The organism is Thermodesulforhabdus norvegica, assembly GCF_900114975.1.
Taxonomy (GTDB): Bacteria; Desulfobacterota; Syntrophobacteria; order Syntrophobacterales; family Thermodesulforhabdaceae; genus Thermodesulforhabdus; species Thermodesulforhabdus norvegica.
The window spans coordinates 26,052-46,056 of record NZ_FOUU01000003.1 but is presented as its reverse complement, the minus strand read 5'-3'; the positions used below and the strand labels follow the sequence as shown (position 1 = coordinate 46,056).

Sequence of the window (20,005 nt, the reverse complement as noted above, 5' to 3'; positions counted from 1 at the left end):
CTGAAGGCTGTCAACGCATCTCTACGGCATTTGCTCTTCGAGTGGAGTCATGAAAACTTTTAGAATAGTAATACTTCTTACCATCGGCATAATGCTTACGCCCGGTACGCCATCATCCCGGAGTGCCGTTGTTTTTACTGACGACACGGGAACCACCCTGAGCCTCTCATCGCCCGCGAGACGAGTCGTGCCTCTCTACGGGGCTTTTCTGGAGATGCTCATGGCCATCGGAGCAGGAGATTCAATCGTTGCAAGGACCAGGGCGGATTCGGTCATTCCCGGAGCAAGACATCTCCCATCGGTTGGAACCCACATGAAACCGAACCTGGAGCTCATAGTCTCGGCAAAGCCGGATCTGGTGGTGCTCACCACTTCCCAAAAAGGTCGAATCTCCGAAATCCTTCATCTGGAAAAGCTGGGAATTCCCGTAGCGGCTTTTAATCCCACCGATTTCGAATCCATCTTCTCCACAATGATCCGTCTTGGAATAGCCACCGGTCACGAGCACGAAGCGAGAATGAAAGTCGAAGAGATGAGAACAAAACTCAGGACTTTCGGGGAAATCGTACAAAAAAGCGGCAGAAAATATACGGCTTTTTTTGAGGTCAGGGAACAACCGCTCACCGCCGCAGGAACTGACTCCATAGTTAACCAGATACTGCAGGCAGCAGGGCTAGAAAATATAGTTAAAACGCCCAGGAAGTTCATACAATTCAGCGTGGAAACCCTTTTGTCCGAAGATCCTGACTACTACATCATTCAGAAGGGACCCATGAATCCAAATCCTTCGGATCCACGTAGCCGTCCCCATATCCAGAGGCTGAAGGCCGTAAGAGAAAACAGAGTATTGATCGTGGACGAATACCTTTTTTCACGCCCCGGCCCCAGCTGTGTAGAAGCCGTTGGTTTCCTCGTGGAACGGATATACGGCGCAAGGGAAAGCGTAAAATGATTTCCAGCGAAAAGCCCTGTGTACGAGTCGGGACTTCCGGCTGGAATTACCGACACTGGAAAGAAGTTTTTTACCCGAAAGGGCTTTCTTCGAGAAAATGGCTTGAGTTTTACGCAACCCACTTTAATACCGTGGAAGTGAACGCAACCTTTTACAGGACTCTGCCTGAGAAGACCTTTGCGGGCTGGTACGACCGCACCCCTGAGGGATTCCTGTGGTCCGTGAAAGCGCCAAGAAAAATCACGCATCATCTTCGCCTTGAAAATGCGGCCTCTCTCTGCAAGGAATTTCTCAACTCCCTCAGTCCTCTCAGAGAAAAACTTGGCCCAATTCTTTTTCAGCTACCGCCGGGCTTAAAATATACACCCGAAAAACACCGAACTTTCCTTGAACTTATATCCCGAATCCCCCTCGCCGTCATAGAGCCCCGCAACAATACGTGGTTTGAAGACGCCGTGCTTGAAGAGCTCAAATCTCACCGGATCGCCCTCTGCATCTCCCATTCAGGGGGACGATTTCCGTATCTCGAAACGATAACATCGAACTTTGCCTACCTTCGCCTCCACGGCCCCAAAAGACTATATGCTTCCGAATACAGCCTGAAGGATCTGGAAGCCTGGGCGGGCAAAATTCGGGCATGGAATGTGCCGAGCTTTGTGTATTTCAACAACGATTTCAACGGCTATGCCGTCAAAAATGCCTTGCAACTTCTCGAAATCCTGCAACAAATCTGATCGGCCACGGTCACCACAAGTACCAGCAGGATAAGACCCTCGACGGGATGCAGTATGTGAAAAAAACCGCCACCTTTCAAGGGAATCCAGAAAGAAGACGGACTATTGTAGGCGAATACAAAAGCCCCGTTAACGAAGACCGTTACCGGCTTGGACTCTATCTTCACGTCCATGATGATGCGATTGGAAGCAAGGCCCAGGAAGATAATTGAAGCAATGAAGAACATAACACCGTACATCCTCGTGGAAAAATCCTCCCGATAATAACCTTTTCCGGGAAAAAGCGAACAATACATCAGGATACCCATCATAACACCGGCAAAGTTCAGTAAAAAATCGTTAAAATCCAAATAGCTGGTATAGAAGGGATAAAATGCGTAATTGTAAACCTCATCCAGTATGCCCAGCAGGGTCATGCCCCACAGCACACCGTGGATTGAAGAAGATAAAAACGCAGCCAGAAAGGCCAGCAGGCCGTACTGGAAAAAGTGAATATATTCTATTCTTGCACATATCAGAAAACAGCCGCAGAGGGCGAAAAGCCCCATGGCATAAAACCATCCGACTATAATACTCCTCACAAAGTGAGAATTTCCCGTCCGAAGGACCTTTAACAAAGCCAGAGACAGAAAAAACAGTCCCGACAGTATGAACAATGCCGTAATAGAAGATTCTACAACTTGCCTTCCTGCCGCTTTGATGAGATTTTCGTAAACTCTGGAAACCGATTGATGGGCCAGAGAGTTGACCATAAAGACGAGAAAAAGGAATGCCCATGAAGCATATAATTTCAGCCTTTCTCTTAATTTTTCAGTTCCTTGCCGGCAGCGGTCTTTGTAACCTATCAGAAGCATTTTCCAACGATCCCTTCGCAGCCAGATGTGCCCGCTTTCTGAGCGAACATATGTCCTCAACGGAAAAGGCTCTGGTACCGGAAGAAATTATTATAGAAAACATAAGATACTCCGTTAAGGCGAGAAATTTGATGCCCTGGGGTCGTTCAATCCCCGAAGACCTCTTTATGAATTACGTTTTACCCCACCGTATTTCTCAGGAACCGGTTGTAAACTGGAGACCCTACTTTTTCGCCCGGCTTTCCCACGAGGTGATCAACGAGAAAAGCATGATGGATGCCGCCTTAAACGTTTTGAATTGGTTTTACAACAGAGTGAACTATGAGCCCTCCGATCCCCGGGATCTCGATCCGCTTTCACTGATCAGGCGGGGCCGGGGAAGGTGCGAAGAGATAAACATTGCCGTTATAGCCGGTCTGCGAAGTGTGGCCATACCCGCAAGGCATGTCTGGGTGCCTGCGTGGAGTCACACAGACGGCAATCATAGCTGGATTGAAGTATATCTGGATGACGGGAAATGGCATTACATCGATCCGTCCTCGTGCTCAGGGCAGTTCGATTCCGCCTGGTTCTCTCCATACATACCTTCGGCTCCCGTTATATTTACGCACTCTTTGCAGGACAATTCCTGCAGGGTTTACAGAGCAGGTCCCTACGATCGGATATGCGAACTTACCGACGGCTACAGTTCCACGGTGCAGATTTCCGTAGTCCCTGAAATAGGGAATAAAACCGGGCATGATGAAGTAATTGTAACCATTAACGTCGTAAACGGCGGGCGTTTGCGTCCCCTTTTTTCCTCGGTCACATCTACTGGAAAACCCGTAAGATTTTCCTTGTCTCCCGGAACTTATGTTATTTCTGCTGCAATTGCCCCACTTCCACCGATTTATAAGTGCGTAAAGGCCGACTCTGATACCCGGGTCGTTATAGATCTCAACACCAACGATAATCCCTCATCTCAATCATTCTCTTGTACGATTTCCCCCACCCGTAACCGCAAAAGCCGGATCAACTCCCGGACTCCCACGACCTGCCCTAAAAGGGATAACCAGAAGAAGCTCAAAAGAGTAATTTCCCGATGGATTGGAGAACCGGAAGACACCGACGTGGTCGAAAAGCTGGCGTCCGTCGGACCTTCTGTCTTTAAGCTACTATCCGCAGTGGAGAATCTTCAAAAAGACGAAAAGGAGCTTACCAAAAAACTCATCTCTGTTACGCCGCCCAAAGAATTGGTAAGCGCCAACCCCCACAGGTTAATCGAGTACCTCCGCCACGTAAAAAACATTGCAGATCCGAAGATTCCGGGGCACATCTTCGAATTATTCCTGCTCAACCCCAGAATACTCGTGGAGCCAGTTGACTGGAAGCTACCGAAAATTTTCTCCTTACTGCCTCATCATAAAGGCGAAACTCTCTTTCAAAGGGCCATTGAGATAGGAAACATTCTCGAAGGGATCCGAATCCAGAAGTGCGCTCTTCTCCCTCCTGCCGTGACACCCTGGCAAATCTTAACTTCCGGGCTTGCATGCTCTGAGAGAGACAAAAAAATTGCAGCCGTCGCCCTTTTTCGGTCCGCCGGTCATCCTGCGGTTTTCATCGATTATGCAGAAGCCGTTGCCGTTTATCATGAGGGAACATGGTATGCCTTCAACCCTGATGATAAAAAAAATCCCCTACGCCCTCTACGCTTCGGTGAATTGGCCGTTAAATTTTCCGGTAACGAAAAATACTGTAGCTCCTCGCCCCCCTTACGATACCTGAGGGACTTCTGTCTTTCAAAATGGACGGGCCGCAGATTCCTCCCCGTCCGCGGTGCCGGGCCCGTGTGGAACAAGGATACCTGTTCCTACAACTTCACGCTTTTTCCCGGAATCTACGACCTTTCCGTCGTTCGCAGGAACCCCCCGGATCGAAATCTCCTCCTGCGCCGCATCGTGCTGAAAAAAGATGAGGCGATTCAAATTGAGCTTCCCTAGGCCACGATCCTGGCACCCTGTCGATAGCTCCCCAGGTAACGGAAAAATTCCGTCCTTTCTCTTAAGGCTTCGATAACCGAACGGTACTCATCAAGTTCGAGGTCCACCTCCAGATCGGCATAAAAGAGATATTCCCAGGGCCGTCCGTGAACCGGTCGGGATTCCAGCTTAACCATGTTTATCTGTCGCTCGGCAAAAATTTTCAGCACTTCATAGAGAGCCCCCGGCCGATTGCTCACGGAAAAGATAATCGACGATTTATCTTTTGGGCCATTTTCGAGCTTTTCCGCCGAAATCACTCCAAACCTGGTGAAGTTCAGAGGATGAGTCTCAATTCCGGCCTTAATTATGGTCATCCCGAATAGCCTTGCCGCCTCTTCGCTGGCTATCGCCGCCGCCGAAGGATCCTGTCGCTCCTGGACTCTCAAAACGGCCGTTGCCGAGTCCTTGCAGGCGACCAGATCCCAGTGAGGATATCCGGAAAGAAATTCGGAGCATTGTTCAAAAACCTGAGGATGAGAATAGACCGTTTTGATATCTTCAATTTTTGCCCCGTCCAGCCCGATAAGGTTGTGGACTATCCTTAATGTCAACTCCCCGACCAGAAACAGATCGAACTCCATGAGAAGGTCGTAGTTTGCATGGATGCTGCCCGTAAGGGAGTTTTCCAGGGGCACAATTCCCCATTTTGCCTTCCCGCTCGCCACGTTTTCAAAAACATTACGGAAAGTCGGGACCTGTTCTATAGGAGCATCCTCGCCGAAGTACTGCAATGCAGCCTTATGACTGAAAGATCCCGGCACACCGGCGTGGAGGATCTTTGGGGGTAGGTCAGGATAGGAGACACTGAAATACCTTGCCTTGGGTATGTAGTCAAAATCGAGTTGCTTACCCACCACGGGGGCTATGACATGGAGATCTCTCATGAGCGATTCAAACTGTTCGGGATAAAGGCTCTGAGGCCCGTCTGAAAGGGCTTTGTCGGGTTCTGTATGAACCTCCACCATTATGCCGTCGGCTCCGGCCGCGACGGCAGCCCGTGCCATGGGGATAACCTTGTCCCTTATGCCCGTGGCATGACTGGGATCCACAATCACGGGAAGATGGGTAAGTTTTTTAACCACAGGTACAGCCGTAAGATCCAGGGTATTGCGGGTGTAGGTTTCAAAGGTTCTGATGCCCCGTTCGCATAAAATCACCTGTTCGTTTCCTTCGGAGAGTATGTACTCGGCTGCCATGAGCCATTCCTCAATGGTTGCAGCCAGACCTCTCTTGAGAAGGACGGGCTTTCCCATACGGCCGACGCACCTTAAGAGTTCAAAATTTTGCATATTTCTTGCCCCCACCTGAACTACGTCCACATATTTCATCATCAGGTCGGCCTGAGCAGGAGAAGTAATTTCGGTGACGATGCCAAGACCCGTTTCTTCTCTGACTTCTGCAAGAATTTTCAACCCTTCTTCACCGAGCCCCTGGAACGAGTAAGGGGATGTGCGGGGTTTAAAGGCTCCTCCTCGAAAAAGCGTGGCGCCGTGCTGTTTTACAATCCTTGCGATTTCCAGTGTACGCTCCCGATTTTCAACACTGCAGGGCCCCGCTATGACAACGAGCCTGTCCCCTCCCACCACGATGTCCCGAATGCGAATCCGTGACGGTTCCGGATGAAGATCCCTGCTGACCAGTTTATAGGGCTTGCTGACGGGCATTACCTTGGCCACGCCCGGCAGGGTCTCAAAATAGCGGGAATCATGTCTGATCTGCCCCACAACACCAAGAACCGTCTCGTCCACGCCCTGGATTTCTCTGACCATGTAGCCGTGAGATCTCAAGGTTTTTCTGAGTTGCGACACCTCATCGTCTGACACATTTTTTTTGAGGACCAGAATCATTGTGCACCTCCCCTAAATAAAAAACCCCGAGGATTGCTCCTCGGGGTTTATGATTTATAGTCCCACCCCGGGGGGATCCTTCTCCACCCGGGGCCGCTTTTAAACGCGCACTACCCGGGTGGCTTCATAAAAAAGAAGAAAAAGAAATTGGCGAAACCATCCCACCGGGTTTTCTTCATGGCTATCTCTCCGGGAAATATTTACAGCTCTTTTTTAATGAGCACTGAGATGGATTGTCAAGCTGAATATAAGAGAAAGCCTGAACAACCTCAATAATTACGGTTGGTCAAACCGGAGACAGCTTGCCGATAAGCCGTGGCTCAACCGGAATCAACTTCATATCACCCGGTCTCAACTGTAAAGGCTCCCCAGACCCTCACTCAGACCAGGCGCAGAGTTTACCTGAAGCCCTGTAAAGACGGCAAATACATCCTGGCCGCATATCGGCAATTTCCTTACACGCCTCACTATCGTTACGGGCTACGTCAAAAATGCAACTAACGGAACTTACCGGAATTTTAAACTGACAGGAAAAGTAAAGCTTTATTCCTTTTTCCTCAAGGTAGGCTCTGACCTGAGGGGACGTCTGATGAGTTGCCGCAACAAAAATCTTCTCTCCGGGAAAAAGATGCTCAAGTCTCTGTATCTTCTTCAGAAATGAATCAACGTCTCTTTTCTTATGCCGGGTCTTGCATTCCCCCGGAATCCATACAGGCCCCCCCTTCCTCGTACCTCTACTGAGGACATTGATTTCCTCAAACCGCCCTGGACTAACCTCGACAAAATCCCTTTTCAATTTCTCAACCTGCATGTCCTCCCTGCTCAAAAGGGCGGGCAACGAGGCATAGGCTCTGTCTTCAAGCAGGTATTCTACGGCCCGAGATAGGCCGCCCGGTTCTGTTCGGGTTACACGATGATCTCGAATAAGCCTGTTCAGAGATTCCTCCGTTTTCTTCTGAGCCTACGCCAGTTCGTTCAGCCGCTCCTCAGTTCTCTTTTGAACCTCAGCCAACCTCTCAACAGCAACCTCCACTTCTCGGTACGACTCCGCGCCTCTGCAAGCCTATCCAGGGATTCCTCAACGCGCAGAAGACGCTACTCTGTTTTCACCTGGGCTTCAACCAGCTGTTTGACGACTTCTTTCAATTCGTTAAATTCGGCCTTTGTTACAGACTCCTCACTCTGGCGTTCGACCTTCTCGATGACGCCGATAAGAACACCCCGAAGCTCAGGAGGAACCCTTTCGAGTTTCTTATAAAGGCCGCACTGACCGTCATTTGCACTCCTGTTCTGGATTTTTTTGTAATCATCCGACAATTTCGAAAGAGGTCAATAATAACCTATATCCGACTGTTTTTTACAGCAAGGAAAGCAATTGAACCGCAGAGCGTAAAAGCCATTTTGCTGTGTAAACCTGGGTTTTTCGTTTTCATCCGATAAGTTTATCTCTCAAAACCGAATGTCTGTCCTGGTTATTGCCCTTTCCTTATCCCCAGATCTCCTTTACACACATGTTGAAGGGTAACCAGTATAGATCTTGAAACCGTCTGTGTAATAAACATCTGCCTCATGAATTTTTGTCATAAAACCGAAGAAGTGTTTATCTGCTTCTGGAACCCACTTTAAACAAAAATTTACCGTCAACTTACCGCTTCTGGTCACGCCAAATCACTGCCTGAGATAAGTTCACATCTCGCCCAATCTTTATATCCTGGAACGCCTGAACCTGTAATGGCATTTTTATCCATGAACACACAGTAGCTAAACTGATACCCAGAATCCTGTTTATACTCAATGTGCCCATGCTCTCAAGATACACGATAATAGACTTCTCTCCTAACCACCAAGGATGCACATGCCTCTAAGCTTCAGAAGTAAATCCATAACTGCAATGCTGCAAAGGTAAGTGTGCTTCCCCTTTGTCCTCTTATTACCACCACCCGTGTGGGCATCTTATTTCTTTCCTGAAAATCTAAAGCTCACCAATTGTTATCAAATCCCCGATTAAAAAATTAAAAATCCAAGCTAGCTCCATAAGAAAACTTCCCACGATCAACACGGCATATTCATACCACAAAAAAACTACGAGCGGAGATACCGAATCTCAAAACTACCTTGACACACCGTAATAATTTGGTACAGAATTTCGGACATCAGAACCCTATGTAATCGCCCGCAGAAGCCGGTGCGCAGAAGGCCATGAAGGCTGTTCAGTTGGTGATGGTGATATAGATTAGAAAAGGAGGAACAGCCTATGAAGTCTAAGAAGGCCTTCGTGCCGGCTTTTTTGCTTCTTTTAACTGTGCTCCTTTTGAACGATGGAGTAGCCGCAAATACAATAGTCGTTAACGTCCCAGGCGAGATCGTCGTCACTGCCTCAAAGTTACCTCAAAAACAGGATGACATTACTCAAAAGATTGATATTATAAATCGTGAACGAATTGACTTTACACCCTTCATCCAAAGAAACATAGCTGAAATCCTTCGTTACCAACCTGGAACTTTTGTTAATCCTTTATCACGCAACGATGCGAACTGGGGTTCCTATGGAGGGCTGGGTCCGAAATACAACGTCTTTCTGTTAGACGGCCTGCCTATCGATTCGTTCGCCGATCTTATGAGTCTGGATCCTCTTATTTTAGACCGGGCGGAAGTGCATCGTGGACCCGCTTCTGTGATGTATCCAATATACTTAAGCATGGATTTTGCCGGAAATCAGACTCCTCTGGCCGGCATCACCAACCTGATAACCAAGGAAAAAATAGAAGAACCTTGTACGATTCTTGGAACAGGCTACGGATCCTGGAATACCTTTGCAGGTACGGGCTATCATCAGGGAAGGGTCGAAAACCTTCACTATTTCTTGGGAGCAAGTTATGAGCGCTCTGACTACACTAACTACGGCACCGAAAATTCCTGGCTCCACATATTAAGCGATCCCGACTACGACAAGGCTCGCTTGTTTGCAAAGGGGACATACTTCTTTGATGGAAAGGATTCACATAAGTTATCTTTGTTCGTCCACCATACAGAACACTACGGAGACGTCGGTCGACCCAATCGCGATTACGACCACGATTACACTACTCTTAATGCCGACTACTCAAATTTGCTTTATGATTATGATGAAGTTATGTTCCAGTTCAAGGTGGGTTATCGGAGGTATAATAGAAGCTGGAACGAAGACAATTACCCCGACCTGTCCCTACGTTCTCATGACGGTGTACAACAAAACATAATACCGCTGGATTTGAGTTTCAATGTTCACCACGGAAACGGACTTCTTACCTTTGGAAGTGATGCACAGTGGGCGACTTACGAGACTTATTCTGAATCCAGAGGCGTCGAAACAAAAGGGAACGATATGAATGCCTGGTCCTTTGGTCTCTACGCCGAAGAAAAGTACAGACTGGGCAAATTCGTCTTCAGACTGGGTGGAAGATATTTAAGAATCGAGCACTCTTACAACCTACTTGGAGGCAACGAACCGGAGGTAGAAGACGCCTCATGGGATAAATTTACATGGAGCACCGGCTTGCGATATAAGGCTTCTGATAACCTGTCGCTTTATGTTAATGCAGGGTCCAGCTTTCAAGCTCCTTCGGGTAAATCGGTGGGAGGTACCCTGTCAATCTCAGACAGAGGAGTTCCGGGGCGTAACGGTCAACTGCCAAATCCCAATCTGAAGCCTGAAGAAGGGATGAGTTTTGACGCCGGAGCCGACCTAAATGTAGTGGACAGGCTGTTTTTAAACATAAGGGGCTTTTCAACCTTCGTGGATGACGCTATTGTAGAAAACGTTGTAAGCCGTGATCCTTCTCAGACTCAATCTGTAAATGCGGGAAAAAGTAAGTCATTAGGCGTTGAGATAGAAGGACGCTACGCAATCACCAATTCAATCGAAATTTTTGCCAACTATACCTTTGTCCATACGAAAGTCGAAAACAACGTAGACCCAAACCAAGACGGATCCGAAGTACCCTTTGTGCCTTCCCATCTTGGTAACTTGGGTCTGGTTATTCGACTTCCTTGGGATCTCACAATCGTTCCGTACCTCCATGTTTTTGGCAAATATTACGACAGCACCGACAAAACATCAAGACAGTCTTTTGGCCCCGAAGAGCTCATCAATATTCACATAGAAAAACCCATACTGAAATCTGATACGTGGAAACTGAAACTATCCCTAGACCTTAACAACATAACCGACAATGCTTACGAAATGCCGTGGCAATTCCGTGATCCGGGATTCAATACCATGATCAAAGCCGATCTGGTATTTTGAGGCAGGTTCCCTGCCCGTAAGAAAACCACAGAGAAGAACTTAATGAAAGGCGGGAAAATGTATGTTTTTCAGGTTATTGCTGACGATCCTTTTTTGCCTCCTTCTCGTTATACTGCAGTATGGTAAGGGCTACACGTCAATTCTCGTCAAAGACTTTCGAGGCAAGTCGATTGAACTAAAAGCAAAACCTCAACGCATAGTATGTCTTTTGGAGAGCGCTTTAAGTGCCCTATTCATGCTTCAACAGCAAGATCGGATTATCGGAATTGCGAACAATGTCTACGCAGAGCCGACCTTCAGGTTTTACAGACAGCTAGACAAGCGCATTCGGGATCGCCTATTACCGGCTCCTGGCAACTGGGAAGCGGTAAGCATAGAACACATAGTAGCCCTTATGCCTGACTTGGTAATCATTTGGTCTTCTCAAACAGATGTTATCCGCGCTCTGGAGACACGAGGGATACCGGTGTACGCAGTCTTTTTGTCCAGGGAAAATGACATCTACGACGAAATTCTAGACTTCGGAACTCTCTCAGGGAGTAGAAATCGCTCCGAGGAACTGGTAGCCTTCGTGAAAAAAGAAAAAGAGAGATTAACGAGAATAACCGGTACAGTGCCTGAGAAAGACCGTCCCAGAGTATTTTTCATGTGGGCCCAGGGGATTACGGAAACATCCTGTGGAGGAAGCACCGTCAGCGATGTGATTAGAATGGCAGGAGGGCGAAATATTTGTGAACATATTTTTAGAGAGCACGCGACCTTACAGATCGAAGAGCTGATTCAACAAAACCCAGATGTAATTGTCATGTGGTACAATGAAAAATTAAACCCCGAAGACCTTACCGCCGACCCCAGGCTCGCTCCAATTGATGCAATAAAAAAAGGGCGTGTTTACGAACTTCCTGATATTTTTACAAACGATCTTTGGACTCTCAAGTTTATAATTGCAGCAAATCGCATTGCACGATGGCTTTATCCAGGCTTGTTCCCAAACGAATCCGCCAAAAGTTACGAAAGGCGAGTTCTTAGATTTCTGTACGGTTCTGACTTCAACTAAAATTCTCCAGTACGAAAACTAAGTCGGAAGGAGGCCAGCAGGGATAAATCTGCAGGCCTCCTGCTATAGGCTTACTCGACATAAAACGTCAGATTAGAGGAAAGCAATAACTCATCGGCATCAGGATTATTTCTCAAAGGAACTCTGTAAGAGGCACTTATAAACTGAAAACCCGGTTTTTCTATGAGTACATCTACGATCCCCGCGTTATTCGTTGTCATCCCGCTTTTGTGACCTCCCCCTGTGGCAACCGTAACACCCTCTACCGGTTTACCGTCGAGTAATACTTTTACTTGCAGAACTTCGCCTGTCTTGAGGGACATCGGGTTTTTGAGCGGCACGATTTCCATCTTTAGGCCCACCGCATTGGTAAGCACAGGCGACCAGTCGATGATATGCTTAGCAAATTTCATCGAGTGACACGACTCTAAATAACTTCCCACGTTTCTTTTGGAAACATTTTTCCAACCTTCCTCCGTCTTTACCCAGAAACCGTTATCGAACACCATGGTTAACATGACCGTGTTATCCGGGGGCGCGACTACTGCCTTCCCGTCTTCTCGTTTTTTAACATCCAGCACCGTTCCATTTCCCTGACCATCATGGGCTTTAACTTCCTTTATTTTGGAAATATCATAACTTTCCAGTTCCTCACCGTGACCATAGAGAATGACGAACTTTCCGTCATTTGGCTCAAACCACGCATCGTGGGCACTAACCTGAGCTAATCCAAGTAACATAATTACGATTGAGCTTATAATCATGCGCACCATAATCTATTCCTCCTAGACTTTACATCTCATACCCCAGTCCCTTCACAACTAATAAATGCTTCACTCTAATTCGGTGGAGCACGGCAACAGGCTACTATTCTCTTCATGTTCGACAACTTACTGCCCCAAAGTCACCCTTTAGGATCATTTGCTCTAAAAAGTGTACTTCACTCCAACAACGAATTCATAGACCGGCTTGGGATCGTAAGCAGGCTCACCGCCCAGAAGAAACATGGCTTCAGATGCATACTTAGACGGATGGTAGTTAACTTGAAGCGAAAAGGTCCATCCTTTGATGCGAAACGATGCTTTACCCATGTACCGCCCTACAGGAGGTCGGAAAACACTGCCGGATGCATCAAGTGGAGCTTCTCCCAGACGCTGATACGCAAAATCGAAGAAGAGACGAGCCCCATCGTGCACAATAATTTCCCACTGAATGCCTGCGCTCAGATAGTCTTCAGGAACACCAGTAACCCTATCATGTCCCGGTACTGCAGGATTTTTCAGGCGAGCATTTACCTGCCCGTAGTTAATATAAAACCGGAGATCGGGGGTTGCATGAAGGGTAAATTCCAATTCGTATCCGTCTCTTCTTGACTCGCCAACATTTACGGTCTCCGATCCTACCCATCTGATTTCCCGTTCCATGTCAGTTCTGTAGAAGTCAAAAAGAAGCTGCAGTCTGTCAAAAAGAAATGCATCAAAGCCAATATCCCAAGTGTCTACCTTGGCCGGTTCCAGATCGAAGTTTGCATAGTCTCTATCAGCAGGGGACATTTCATCGGCCGAAGGTGTCCGAAAACCCAAACCCTTGTTTGCAAAAAGGTTGAAGTTTTTGGTTGGACTTATCACCAAGCCCACTTTGGGGCTCATTATGGAGGTGGTGCCATCTCCGGAGTTTTGAGGTCTTACATGGTTATCGATATCGAAAGAAAAGAAATCATAACGTAATCCCCCTACTATCTTGAGAAATTTGACGGGCTTCCACTGAACCTGTCCAAAGAGGCCCACTCCCAGGTTCTCGATGTGCCAGTCCTCCGTCCTCGCAACGATATCTCGGTTTTCCGTAATATAACCGAGTCGATCCCCTTCAGAATATCTCCCATCAGACCCCACCAGGACCGACAGTTTTTTAAAGGGCACGAAATCGTAAAGAAGCCTCCAGCCTCCGTAGTCCCAATCGTTGTGTTCAAGGGTCTGGGGTGATGGTTCAAAGGTTGCGTATCGATTCATTCTGTGGGAGGCAACATACAGGGTAGCGTAAAGTCCAGCTTCTCCGGTTTTCGGTACAAAATTAAGTACCAGGTTTTTGTATTCACTGTTTCCACCGTCTTCTGGATTGACGGCATCAGTTCTGCTGTGAAGTTCCTCTTTAACATCAGAGACACTCAGATATCCGGGAGCACCCCAGTCACGATCCACATAATGGGCCTGCAGTGAGAGAAGACCTCCCACAACTGGAAAAGTTATTTTATTAAATGCATTATATCGCCTGTAGTCTGAATTATCTCGAAAGCCATCTCTGTCGTAAATCTCGTAAATTAGGAAAGGCCTAACGCTCAATGGAGTGATCTCCCATGAGTCCTTTGAAACTGTAGCAACGGCTCGATAAGTTTCAAAGCTTCCTGCCTCTACTGCAACTTCCGGATCTTGTTGGTATTTCTTGGTCACGATGTTAACGACACCGCCAAGGGCAAAATTACCGTAAAGCACGGAAAAGGGACCCTTAATCACCTCAATACGATCTATCATTTCAGGGATGAGCCAGCCGAGGTCAGCCAATCCATGAGAATGGCTGTGATGTGGAATATTTATGGGCACACCGTCCACATATATAGCTATCTGGCTCCCATGTCCGCTCTGATAGCCCCTCATTCCAAAGCCATCGGCAACGTCTCCCTGGCCGTAATGACTTGTAATAACTCCGGGAATTCGTCTAAAGAAATCAAGATAATGTTGAACAGGCATATCTCTGATCTCCGCTCCTGTTATGACGTACACAGAGGCCGGAAGTGCTTCATTATTTATAGAGACACTTCCCTTGGTCAGCATTTCTTCCTCGACCACCATTTCAGGCATCGTGGTCACCTCGGCCGTCACTGACAACGTCCAAACAAGCAAACAGAGTAAAAAAAACAATGCGGGCATAATAACCTTACTCTTCTCACAAAGCTTGATAAAAGGTTTGTCCTTAACGAACCGAGGCTTCGTGCCGCTGTTAGAAGAGCCAAAAGATAAAAAGCCACGAAAGCACCTTCAGGGCTCATGCCTTCGTGGCTTTTTACGATACATCTTTTCGCTGAAAGGCAATTCCACTTCTCTGTGGAAGTTAACGAAAGGTTAACAGAGTTTTTCCAGCAGTGTCAAGAATAAAGTGGGTTTTGCATGGGGTATATTTATTTCCGCATCAAACCCTCTCCCACTGCATGCCTTTAGGGGTATCCATTACGGCAATTCCAAGCCGGAGTAACTCTTCTCGTAATCTGTCGGCTTCATCCCAACGGCCTTCCCGTCTGGCAATCCGTCTCCTCTGCAAAAGCTCAAGTTCTTCATCGCTGGGAGGAGCAATGTCACGGGAAAAAACGTTGAGAACTCGATCGATCTTTCTGAAAACCTCCAGCACCGCGGTTTTTTCTCCCGGAGTGATGGCACTTTCGTCCAATACTTTGTTGGCATCACGAACGAAAGCGAAGAGAGCGGCAAGAGCCCTGGGTGAGTCCAGATCGTCCGACAGGGCATCCAGAAACTCTCTCTCCATCTGATAAGCCCTGTCAGCAAGCCCCCTGTCAGCTCCTTCGGACCTTAACCCACAGGTGTGAAGTCTTGCCAGGAATCGTTTAATTCTTCTATATCTCTTACGACTGTTTTCGAGGCCGGTTCTGGAGGCGTGGAGAGGCTTGCGATAGTGAGTTGAAATAATCCAAAATCTCACCTCTTCAGGCCTGTATCCTTCGGCAAGAAGTTCCTCCAGACTGGTTCCTTCACAAAACTCATCGTCGGAACACTCCCTGCTTACCCACACCCTTTCTGCAAGAAGCCATATCTGAGCCAGTGGAGTGCCCTTCAGGGCTTCCCCCACAACCCTGACGTTTTCAAGATGGGGAAAAAGAAAATCCACACTGCTCAAATATATATCCACGGGAGGATTCCACTGACTCAGTACCACCGAGGCCGCTGCCACATGCCAGGTTGGCATCATATTACCCCAGGGTGTCCTAAGATAAAGTCCCCTTTTCAACTCTTCCAGCGTCGCCCGTTTCAGCAGGGCAAAATCACGGGGATTCTGTTTTTCATAAAGGGACAGATCAACTCTTTTGCCGGGAACCGTTCTCCCCGGATCCACTCCTGCAAGCCTACCGTAGTCTTCACATCTGGATATGCTGAAATATACGGACCTCAGCTTCTCGTAGGCAACCCCCCTGTCCATAAGAACCCTGGTGTTGTTAATTATGGCGTCTTCGTACTCGGAAATTCTGGCGTAATGATGTGCACGTCTTATACCGAACTGATCAAAGAGCCGGAAAAGCCCATCAAGACGCTCTCTTACGTAGGGAATCAAATCCTTTCCTGCCCGTCCTGATGCCTGAACCGTTCTGCTGTCAAGATCGGGAACGGTAACAACGGACACAACCGAAAAGCCCTTTGCCTCCAGGAATCTCACCAGAAGATCCGCCACAAAAAACCGCCTTGACTCCTGGAGCTCAAGCGGTACATCCAGAGGCGGTCCAGTAACAAAAAGCCTTATTCTTCCCTCTTCTGCGGGCTTTACAGGCACGGTTTCCCGCCTCGCATGATCGTAGAACTTGAAATCCGGTTCGAGCATAACCGTAAAAAGATTGGTGCTCAGGTATCGGTCGCCTCCATCGGGCAATATCGCCACAATTATCCCGGTTTCACGCTCTTTCGCTATTTCAACAGCCGCCGCCATTGCGGCACCGGAACTCATGCCCGCGAAAATCCCTTCTTCACGAGCCAGCCGCCTGGCCATTTCAAAGGCGTCTTCATCTCTTACGTGAATTATTCTGTCAAAGGCATTTCTGTCGAAAATGCCGGGGACGTAGGATTCCTTCATGTTCTTAAGCCCCTGGATCTTATGACCGGGATAGGGCTCTACGGCCACGACTTCTATAGCCGGATTTCGCTCTTTGAGGGCCCTCAGAACCCCCATCGCCGTTCCCGTAGTCCCAAGGGTGGCAACCACAACGTTTACCTTTCCTTCCGTCTGCTCGTAAATTTCCGGCCCCGTTCCGTAATAGTGAGCAAGAGGATTGGCAGGGTTGTTGAACTGGTCGGGCATGAAATAGAGGTCCGGATTTTCCCTGACAAGCCTGTAAACTTCCTCGATGGCTCCGTCGGTACCGAGGGCTCCCGGAGTAAGCAAAAGTTCGGCTCCCAAAGCACGAAGGATCTTCTGGCGCTCAAGGCTGGCCGTTTCGGGCATGGCAAGAATAAGCCTATAACCCTTTACTGCCGCAACTACCGCAAGGCCGATTCCGGTATTCCCGCTCGTGGCCTCGATTATTATCTTATCCTTTGTAAGGATGCCCCGTCGCTCTGCGTCCTCAATCATCATCAAGGCAGGGCGATCCTTAATTGACCCTCCAGGATTCTTCGCTTCCCACTTTGCGTAGATGGTGACGTTCGGGTTTGGATTGAGGCGGTTTATTTTTATAAGAGGAGTATTTCCAATGGCCTGTAAAACGTTTTCATAGACATTTTTTCCCATCATCCGTCACATCCCCGGTCTGGAAGTGGCTTAAGCGGAAAGGCGCCGTTATCCTTACCACAGTATACACCACTTCCGCAATTGCTGAATTCCTGATATACCTTTTGCCGTTGAAAAAAGGAAGGCCGGCAGATTGGCCGGTGAAATTGAAGAGGGAGGCTTCCATGGTAAACGCCGGAAATACAAGAATCGGCTGGATAGGTACCGGTGTAATGGGTCTTTCCATGTGCTCTCGCATAATAGACGCGGGATACGATGTTACGGTTTATAACCGCACGAAAGAAAAAGCAGAGCCCCTCCTTCAAAAGGGGGCTCACTGGGCGGACAGTCCCTCAGAAGTTGCCGTAAAATCCGACGTCGTCGTTACCATCGTGGGATTTCCCGAGGATGTGCGGCAGGTCTATCTCGATGAAAAGGGTCTGATAGAAGGGTCAAGACCGGGAACGATCCTGATCGACATGACCACAACGGAACCGGCTCTTGCCTGTACCATTTACGAGCGAGCAAAAAGCAAAGGGGTTCATTTTCTGGACGCTCCGGTGTCCGGAGGCGATGTGGGAGCAAGAGAAGGAACGCTTTCCATAATGGTGGGCGGCGATCGTGAAATTTTCGAGACCGTGCATCCTCTGCTCACAATACTCGGAAAGAACATCGTCTATCAGGGAAAGGCAGGGTCAGGCCAGCACACAAAAATGTGCAATCAGATTGTCATAGCGGGAACCATGATAGGCATCTGCGAAGCTCTGTTATACGGATACAAAGCCGGACTGGACCTGACGGAAGTTTTAAAATCCATTGCCAGAGGTGCCGCAGCGTGCTGGAGCCTGGACAACCTTGCGCCCAGGATACTGACCAGGAACTTTGACCCCGGGTTTTTTGTGGAGCACTTCATAAAAGACCTGGGAATTGCATTAAAAGAAGCCGAAAGAATGAATCTCGCTCTGCCCGGTCTTTCTCTGGCGCGCCAGCTCTATGTAGCAGCCAGAGCCCAGGGGCACGGCCACAAAGGCACTCACGCATTGATCCTTGCACTGGAACATCTTTCAGGGTTAAAGATTTTTTCGTAATCTGGAAAGCTACGACAAGGGGGATAAAGTGGCCAGGAGATTCGTCCAGATTGAAGACTTCCCCGTAAGGATCACTCTACCCGTTTTGTGGGGTCACATGGATGCATTCCAGCATGTGAATAACGTGATATATTTTCGTTATTTCGAGACAGCACGAATCGAGTATTTTGACAGAACCCCGCTTATGAAGATAATGAAAGAGAAGGGTGTGGGGCCAATTCTTGCTTCGACTAGTTGCAGATACATAAGGCCTCTTCGGTACCCGGACATAATCGAAGTGGGTTGCCGCATGCTGTGGGTCAGCGATTCCGAAGCCGAGCAGGAGTACGGGGTGTACAGCACGAAACAGAAAGCAATTGCTGCCGTCGGAACGGGTTTGATTGTGGCCTACGACTACGGCAAACAACAGAGAACCAACTTTCCGGAAGAGTTCTTCGAAGCCGTAAAGGCCATAGAGCCGTCCGTAGAAATAAGACGCCGTTAGGGAAGAAAAGAAGTATGTTTACGATGACGGAAATATTCGAAATGGCATTGAGGCTTGAAGAAAACGGCGAGGCCTATTACAGGCAGGCTGCAGAGCATGCCAGATCCTGCGGAATGCCTCAAAAAGTGGCCGACCTGTGGAAAAAGCTTGCGGAAGACGAACGGGAACATAGAAAGATGTTCATGGAAATGAAAAAATCTTTTTTGCAGGGCACCGACATCGACATAAAAGAGAAGGTGGGATCCTGGTACATAGTCGAAGCTATAGGCAACAGGCTTTTTTCATTCGACCCGGCCTGTGCCTTCAGCGCATCGGAGCCGAAGGATATAATCGGGATAGCCCGTGGTGTGGAAGAAGATTCTATCAGGTTCTACGAATTCCTCAGAAAGCTCGTCGATAATGAAACCGTTTTGTCGATCATAAAAAGAATAATCGATGAAGAGCGGGGCCATGTTGAACATCTTGACCGGCTACTGGCAGGCTTATAATCCGGGGATTGCAAATCCTCATTAATTCACGAAAGGATCTTGCTCTTCACCGGCCCGAACCGATTTGTCGTAGCATAAGGTCAATTCACTTTAGGCCTGTAGCTATGAATATGCCGACAGAAGCACATCCACAATCTGGTTGGGCACAACAGTTCTCGCCCAGACTTTTCACCGAAACCTCTCTCAGCCCTGCCTCCGCCAACCATTCCTTCATGTGCTCACTTTTAAATCCCAACCACGCATCGTGATGCTCTATCCGCAGGAAGTCGTGGGAATGCTCATCCAGATCGGTGATAATAAGTTTACCCCCTGGTCTGAGAATTCGCGCCATCTCTTTAATTGCCCGATACGGCAATTCTATGTGATGAAGACACATATTGGCAAAGGCGTAATCTACACTTTCGTCGGAGATGGGTAGCTCCGTCACTTCTCCGACCAGATAATCAACCCCGCTAACGCCTGCCAGCTTCCTTCTCATCCCGGCAAGCATTGCTCCGGAGCGATCAACCGCTATCACACGCAAACCTCTGTTGACCAGCCCTTCGGTGATGAAACCCGTGCCTGCTCCAATGTCGGCAGCAACGGCATCGCTTCGCACACCCGCAATTGAAATGGCCTTTTCTCTGACCTCCTCCGAGAAAAAACCCCGCCTCATCCGATCCCAATCAGAAGCAACCCGGTCGAAATAGTGGTTCGAAGTCATGACACCCCCTA

General features: G+C 48.3%; 16 protein-coding genes. 8 read left to right on the top strand and 8 right to left on the bottom strand.

Going from position 1 to position 20,005, the window contains the following annotated elements; genetic code table 11:
* The first annotated feature begins 49 nt into the window (after positions 1–49).
* Positions 50–952 carry an ABC transporter substrate-binding protein gene (locus BM091_RS06290; RefSeq protein ID WP_093394343.1) on the top strand — a complete coding sequence of 301 codons (903 nt, stop codon included), beginning with the start codon at positions 50–52 and terminating at the stop codon, positions 950–952.
* Positions 949–1,686, top strand: coding sequence for a DUF72 domain-containing protein (locus BM091_RS06285; RefSeq protein WP_093394342.1), 738 nt, complete (start codon positions 949–951; stop codon positions 1,684–1,686). Before BM091_RS06290 ends, BM091_RS06285 begins: the two co-directional genes overlap by 4 nt.
* Here the strand turns inward: BM091_RS06285 and BM091_RS06280 are convergent.
* Positions 1,635–2,540, bottom strand: a complete 906-nt coding sequence (locus BM091_RS06280) for a hypothetical protein (protein WP_177193550.1) — start codon at positions 2,538–2,540, stop codon at positions 1,635–1,637. The genes BM091_RS06285 and BM091_RS06280 overlap by 52 nt on opposite strands.
* Before the next feature lie 50 nt (positions 2,541–2,590).
* On the opposite strand from BM091_RS06280, the gene BM091_RS06275 reads away from it, so the two are divergent.
* Complete coding sequence (locus BM091_RS06275) at positions 2,591–4,519, top strand: transglutaminase-like domain-containing protein (protein ID WP_177193549.1); 1,929 nt, start codon at positions 2,591–2,593, stop codon at positions 4,517–4,519.
* Here the strand turns inward: BM091_RS06275 and aroF are convergent.
* The 3 genes from aroF to BM091_RS06260 all read right to left on the bottom strand — a co-directional run bounded on the left by aroF (position 4,516) and on the right by BM091_RS06260 (position 7,725).
* Complete coding sequence (gene aroF / locus BM091_RS06270) at positions 4,516–6,408, bottom strand: 3-deoxy-7-phosphoheptulonate synthase (protein ID WP_093394337.1); 1,893 nt, start codon at positions 6,406–6,408, stop codon at positions 4,516–4,518. The genes BM091_RS06275 and aroF overlap by 4 nt on opposite strands.
* Before the next feature lie 376 nt (positions 6,409–6,784).
* The gene (locus BM091_RS06265; protein ID WP_093394336.1) at positions 6,785–7,219 is read right to left on the bottom strand and encodes a hypothetical protein; all 435 of its coding nucleotides are present in this window, start codon (positions 7,217–7,219) and stop codon (positions 6,785–6,787) included.
* Positions 7,220–7,503: 284 nt separating this feature from the next.
* Positions 7,504–7,725 (bottom strand): hypothetical protein, encoded by a 222-nt coding sequence (locus BM091_RS06260; RefSeq protein WP_093394334.1) that lies wholly within the window; start codon positions 7,723–7,725, stop codon positions 7,504–7,506.
* A gap of 937 nt (positions 7,726–8,662) precedes the next feature.
* On the opposite strand from BM091_RS06260, the gene BM091_RS06255 reads away from it, so the two are divergent.
* Positions 8,663–10,693, top strand: coding sequence for a TonB-dependent receptor plug domain-containing protein (locus BM091_RS06255; RefSeq protein ID WP_093394333.1), 2,031 nt, complete (start codon positions 8,663–8,665; stop codon positions 10,691–10,693).
* Between the two features lie 61 nt (positions 10,694–10,754).
* Complete coding sequence (locus BM091_RS06250) at positions 10,755–11,750, top strand: ABC transporter substrate-binding protein (RefSeq protein ID WP_093394331.1); 996 nt, start codon at positions 10,755–10,757, stop codon at positions 11,748–11,750.
* Positions 11,751–11,821: 71 nt separating this feature from the next.
* Here BM091_RS06250 and BM091_RS06245 read toward each other — a convergent pair whose 3' ends face one another.
* The 3 genes from BM091_RS06245 to BM091_RS06235 form a co-directional block, all read right to left on the bottom strand.
* Positions 11,822–12,523: a DUF4198 domain-containing protein gene (locus BM091_RS06245; protein WP_093394330.1), complete on the bottom strand. Its 702-nt coding sequence runs from the start codon at positions 12,521–12,523 to the stop codon at positions 11,822–11,824.
* A gap of 153 nt (positions 12,524–12,676) precedes the next feature.
* On the bottom strand, positions 12,677–14,605 hold the full coding sequence (locus BM091_RS06240; RefSeq protein WP_177193548.1) for a TonB-dependent receptor: 1,929 nt from the start codon (positions 14,603–14,605) through the stop codon (positions 12,677–12,679).
* Positions 14,606–14,933: 328 nt separating this feature from the next.
* Positions 14,934–17,255, bottom strand: a complete 2,322-nt coding sequence (locus BM091_RS06235) for a cysteine synthase (RefSeq protein WP_093394327.1) — start codon at positions 17,253–17,255, stop codon at positions 14,934–14,936.
* Positions 17,256–17,398: 143 nt separating this feature from the next.
* Here BM091_RS06235 and BM091_RS06225 point away from each other — a divergent pair, with 143 nt between their 5' ends.
* Genes BM091_RS06225 through BM091_RS06215 form a run of 3 tightly spaced genes read left to right on the top strand, consistent with a single transcriptional unit; the run spans position 17,399 to position 19,291 of the window.
* Positions 17,399–18,319 (top strand): NAD(P)-dependent oxidoreductase, encoded by a 921-nt coding sequence (locus tag BM091_RS06225; protein WP_342745457.1) that lies wholly within the window; start codon positions 17,399–17,401, stop codon positions 18,317–18,319.
* Positions 18,320–18,347: 28 nt separating this feature from the next.
* Positions 18,348–18,803 carry an acyl-CoA thioesterase gene (locus BM091_RS06220; RefSeq protein WP_093394322.1) on the top strand — a complete coding sequence of 152 codons (456 nt, stop codon included), beginning with the start codon at positions 18,348–18,350 and terminating at the stop codon, positions 18,801–18,803.
* A 14-nt stretch (positions 18,804–18,817) separates the two neighbouring features.
* Positions 18,818–19,291 carry a ferritin-like domain-containing protein gene (locus tag BM091_RS06215; protein ID WP_093394321.1) on the top strand — a complete coding sequence of 158 codons (474 nt, stop codon included), beginning with the start codon at positions 18,818–18,820 and terminating at the stop codon, positions 19,289–19,291.
* 85 nt (positions 19,292–19,376) lie between these two features.
* On the opposite strand, the gene BM091_RS06210 is transcribed toward BM091_RS06215, so the two are convergent.
* Entirely contained in the window at positions 19,377–19,994 is a 618-nt protein-coding gene (locus BM091_RS06210) for a class I SAM-dependent methyltransferase (RefSeq protein ID WP_093394319.1), read from the bottom strand.
* Positions 19,995–20,005 lie beyond the last annotated feature (11 nt).

Excerpts from the sequence above, each read along its gene's own strand:
- BM091_RS06290 (WP_093394343.1), top strand. The coding sequence starts at position 50 with ATGAAAACTTTTAGAATAGTAATACTTCTTACCATCGGCATAATGCTT.
- BM091_RS06285 (WP_093394342.1), top strand. The coding sequence starts at position 949 with ATGATTTCCAGCGAAAAGCCCTGTGTACGAGTCGGGACTTCCGGCTGG.
- BM091_RS06280 (WP_177193550.1), bottom strand. The coding sequence starts at position 2,540 with ATGCTTCTGATAGGTTACAAAGACCGCTGCCGGCAAGGAACTGAAAAA.
- BM091_RS06275 (WP_177193549.1), top strand. The coding sequence starts at position 2,591 with ATGTCCTCAACGGAAAAGGCTCTGGTACCGGAAGAAATTATTATAGAA.
- aroF (WP_093394337.1), bottom strand. The coding sequence starts at position 6,408 with ATGATTCTGGTCCTCAAAAAAAATGTGTCAGACGATGAGGTGTCGCAA.
- BM091_RS06265 (WP_093394336.1), bottom strand. The coding sequence starts at position 7,219 with ATGCAGGTTGAGAAATTGAAAAGGGATTTTGTCGAGGTTAGTCCAGGG.
- BM091_RS06255 (WP_093394333.1), top strand. The coding sequence starts at position 8,663 with ATGAAGTCTAAGAAGGCCTTCGTGCCGGCTTTTTTGCTTCTTTTAACT.
- BM091_RS06250 (WP_093394331.1), top strand. The coding sequence starts at position 10,755 with ATGTTTTTCAGGTTATTGCTGACGATCCTTTTTTGCCTCCTTCTCGTT.
- BM091_RS06245 (WP_093394330.1), bottom strand. The coding sequence starts at position 12,523 with ATGGTGCGCATGATTATAAGCTCAATCGTAATTATGTTACTTGGATTA.
- BM091_RS06240 (WP_177193548.1), bottom strand. The coding sequence starts at position 14,605 with ATGCCTGAAATGGTGGTCGAGGAAGAAATGCTGACCAAGGGAAGTGTC.
- BM091_RS06235 (WP_093394327.1), bottom strand. The coding sequence starts at position 17,255 with ATGATGGGAAAAAATGTCTATGAAAACGTTTTACAGGCCATTGGAAAT.
- BM091_RS06215 (WP_093394321.1), top strand. The coding sequence starts at position 18,818 with ATGTTTACGATGACGGAAATATTCGAAATGGCATTGAGGCTTGAAGAA.
- BM091_RS06210 (WP_093394319.1), bottom strand. The coding sequence starts at position 19,994 with ATGACTTCGAACCACTATTTCGACCGGGTTGCTTCTGATTGGGATCGG.